The sequence below is a fragment of the Luteibacter sp. P4_D7_3 genome, assembly GCF_056401735.1.
This window is the reverse complement of sequence record NZ_JBFUIT010000338.1, coordinates 1-4,081: the sequence shown is the minus strand read 5'-3', so window position 1 is coordinate 4,081 and position 4,081 is coordinate 1. Positions and strand designations below refer to the sequence as shown.

The window sequence follows — 4,081 nt, the reverse complement described above, 5'->3', positions numbered from 1 at the left end:
TGTGAACACCATCCATGGTGGGGACGGGAATGACACCATCTACGGCGGCGAGCGTGACCTCCACAGCCTCGACGCGGCCGCACACGACTTCCTCTTCGGTGACGGGGGAGATGACATCCTTCGAGCGGGGTACGGCGGTGCAGACCTCTACGGCGGCACCGGCAATGATCAGCTGTACGGAGCGGGCGGGCTTGACACCTTCCACTACGGCGTGGGCGACGGCACCGACACAGTCCACTCAGACGGGGGCCTTGGCCTAGACCGCGTCGTCTTCGCGGACGGGGTCAYCACCGACATGGTGAGTTTCAGCCGTGAGGGAGCCACCCTCGTCGTGCAGGTTGGCAGCAACACGCAAGACCGCCTGCGCGTGGAAAACTACTGGACGGATCCGGCGGGCGACGTCCTGAGCGGTGGCGTCAAGGAGTTCGTCTTCGCCGACGGCACGATCCGCAAGGGCGGCCTCGACCATCTGCCGTACACAAACAATCCCCCGGTGACCCTCATCGGCAGCGTGGCTGTGGAGGCTGTGGGCGATTCGCCACTGCGTTTCGTACTGCCGGAGGGAATGTTTGCCGATGCAGCCGACGATACCCTGCGCCTGACCCTCGGTGCCGGGGCCCCGGCATGGCTAAGCATCGACCCGCAGACTGGCGTGCTGACGGGCACGCCCCCCAATGGCGGGCTTGACACCTCCATTGATCTCATCGCGAGCGACTCCTGGGGACAGACGACGACGGCGACCATCCAGCTCAGTGTCAGCAACGTCATCCACGGCAGCGCAGCGGATGATGTGCTCACGGGCACGAGGTTCCGCGACGATATCCACGCCGGTGACGGCAATGACACGCTTGATGGCGGCGGTAACACCGACCGGTTGTTCGGCGGCAAGGGCGACGACACCTACCTGATTGGCGACAGCTCGGCGGCCATCGTCGAGAACGTTGGCGAGGGACAAGACACCGTGCGCTCGCGGGTGAGCTACCTCCTTGGCGAGAATGTAGAGCGCCTCGTCCTGGAGGAAGGCAGCCAGGCGGTGCAGGGCGCGGGCAATGCACTGGCCAACGAGATCCTCGGCAACAGTGCAGACAACCTCCTCGATGGCGCCGGCGGTGCCGACACGCTCACGGGCGGCCAGGGCGACGACACGTATGTGGTCGACACTGCCGGCGACCACATCATTGAGCTCGCGGGTGAGGGCAGGGATGTCGTCGAATCGAGTGTCGACTGGCAGCTTGGGGCCAACCTTGAGGATCTCGTGTTGACGGGCGATGCCGCCATCAACGGGACGGGCAATGGCGCGGACAACGTCATCCACGGCAACGACGGCGCGAACCGATTGGAGGGCGGCGCCGGCACCGACCGGCTCTATGGTGGCCTGGGGGATGACTACCTGGTGGTTGAGTCGGCCGCCGACCGCGCCTTCGAGTATGAAGGCGAGGGGACGGATACCATCGAGCGCCGTTTCGAGACCAACCTTGTTCTCGACAACAATGTCGAAAACCTCATCCTTGGCACATCAGTGGTGACGGGCAACGGCAACAGCCTTGCCAATCGCATCCAGGGCAACGCCGGGGCCAACAAGCTCTCGGGCCTCGACGGAGACGATACCCTTCTGGGCCTCGACGGCAATGACTCGCTCTGGGGTGGCAACGGCCAGGACACGCTTGTGGGTGGCACGGGCGACGATTACCTGGACGGTGGGGCCGGTACCGACAGACTGGAAGGCGGCGCGGGCAACGATGTCTACGTCATCGCCGACAGCGGTGACGTGATTGTGGAGCTCGCCGGCGAGGGCACGGATCAGGTGCAGGCCTCGGTCTCTTACACCATGGCCGACAACCTCGAGAACCTGTTCCTCGTGGGGGCTGGCAAGCTTAACGGCACCGGCAACGCATCARCCAATTACCTCGCAGGTAATGCCGACGACAACACGCTCAGTGGCATGGGCGGAAACGACACCCTCGTCGGCGGAGGCGGCAACGACCGCCTCGTGGGAGGCGCGGGTGACGACAGCTATGTGGTCGATGCGCAGTCAGGCACGGATACGATCGACAACACGGGCGGTGGTTTTGATGGCGTCTTCCTCAACGGTGTCACCCGTGAACGTATCACCTTCAGCCGGGATGGCAATGACCTGCTGATGTTTGTCGATGCCACCTCCACCCCCTCCGTCCGCGTGACAAACCACTTCCTCGGCGGGGACGCTGCCATCGACTTCATCCAGCCCGATGGCGGGTCGATGCTGACGACCACGCAGATAAACCAGATCGTCGCTGGCGGCTCGAGCGGTTATGACAGCGTGGTTGAGGGCACGTCGGCCGGTGAGCAGCTCGTTGGCAGCGCCGGAAAGGACTTAATCAAAGGGCTTGCCGGCGACGACACTCTCTTTGGCCTGGTGGGCAACGACACCCTTCAGGGCGGCGATGGCAACGACTATCTGGCCGGTGGCAGCGGCTCGGGTACCGGCTCGGGCGATGACCGCCTCGAAGGCGGTCTGGGTAACGACACCCTGGTGGGCGAGGACGGCAACGACACCCTCATCGGCGGCGTTGGCGACGACAAGTACGTGTATGGGGGCGGGCAGGACATCGTCGACAACACCGGGGGCGGCTACGACGGCATCTTCTTCAATGACGGGATAACCGCCTCCCAGCTGGCTTTCAGCCGTGATGGTGACGACCTGCTCATCAAGGTCAATGGTGACGCGTCCAAGACCCTCCGCGTGTTGGGTCATTTCCTCGGCGGCGACGCCGCCATCGACTACGTCCAGCCTGCGAGTGGCACGTCCCTCAGTACGGCGGCCATCAACGCGCTGGTTGGCGGGACGGGGACGCCGGGCGGCGGCACGCCAAGCGAGCCCGGCAACGATGCGGACTACACAAAGACCATCACGGGAACGGGTAACGGCGAACAATTGGTCGGCACCAGCGGGCGGGATCTGATCCGCGGTCTTGCCGGCAATGACACGCTCTTTGGCATGGGTGGTGACGACAAGCTCGTCGGCGGTGACGGGGACGATTACCTCTCCGGCGGAAACGGGTCGTTCAGCGGGTCGGGCAACGACATCTTGGTGGGTGGCGCGGGCGCTGACACGCTCGTCGGTGAGGACGGTAACGACCTTCTCCAGGGCGGCGCTGGTGACGATAAATACCTGTACAAGGCGGGCTCCGGAAAGGATGTCATCGACAATACCGGTGGTGGTACGGACTGGCTTTTCTTCAACGATATCGACAGAACCCGGCTGACCTTCCACCGGAGCCAGGACGATCTTGTTGTGCTTGTCGATGGCGACGTCAACCAGCAGGTTCGGGTGCAGAACCACTTCAAGGGCGATGACCAGGCAATCAGCTACGTGCAGCCCAGCGATGGCTTCGCGATTCCGGCCTCACAGTTCGCCGCCTTGCTCAAGCCACTACCTGCTGGATTCACGCCCGCTGCAGTGACGCCGCTATCGGCTCGGTCGATGCAGATGGTGTGGTCGGTCGGCAATGACGACGCGGTTTCCGGGCAGGGATCCGCTGACGCAGCGACCAGCGGCGAGCTTCAACGACTGGTCGAAGCCATGGCGCAGTCGTACGGGCCCGGTGCAGGTACCGCTCTGGTGGTCGACAACGGTTGGCAACACAGCGCCATGCTAGCAATGCCTGCGGTTCTGCAGCCTGACCAGCGGCCGTCAGTTCATTAGCCCGCCGACTGCCGGAGGGGGCGCCGGGCTTGACCTGGCGCCCTCGTCGAAACGACAGGCACTCGCGACACGATTAAACGACAAACGACGTCATTAAGTGCGCGCCGGCAGGGGCGGCGCGAAGGGACCTATCAGAGTGCCCTTCATTAACTGACTGACTCAGAAAGGTCAATTACCGGTTCTCGACAACAATGCCAGTCGCGAGACCGTAAAGGATCAAATGACGTCGTTATGAGAAAGGCGACATCACATGTCGGGACCTCCTAAATGATGTCGCAAACGGATTCTTCGAAATAGGTCGTTGAAACATCTGTTGAGTTTCGATCACCTCGCCACGAGGTGAGTTGGATATCTGTCAGTCCGCGATCATCAAAGGCGACGAGCGGTGTATATCTA

At 63.1% G+C, this 4,081-nt stretch carries 1 protein-coding gene; it reads left to right on the top strand.

Going from position 1 to position 4,081, the window contains the following annotated elements; translation table 11 throughout:
- The first annotated feature begins 295 nt into the window (after positions 1-295).
- On the top strand, positions 296-3,685 hold the full coding sequence (locus tag AC1DSN_RS19350) for a putative Ig domain-containing protein (RefSeq protein ID WP_477332295.1): 3,390 nt from the start codon (positions 296-298) through the stop codon (positions 3,683-3,685).
- The last annotated feature ends 396 nt before the right edge of the window (positions 3,686-4,081 follow it).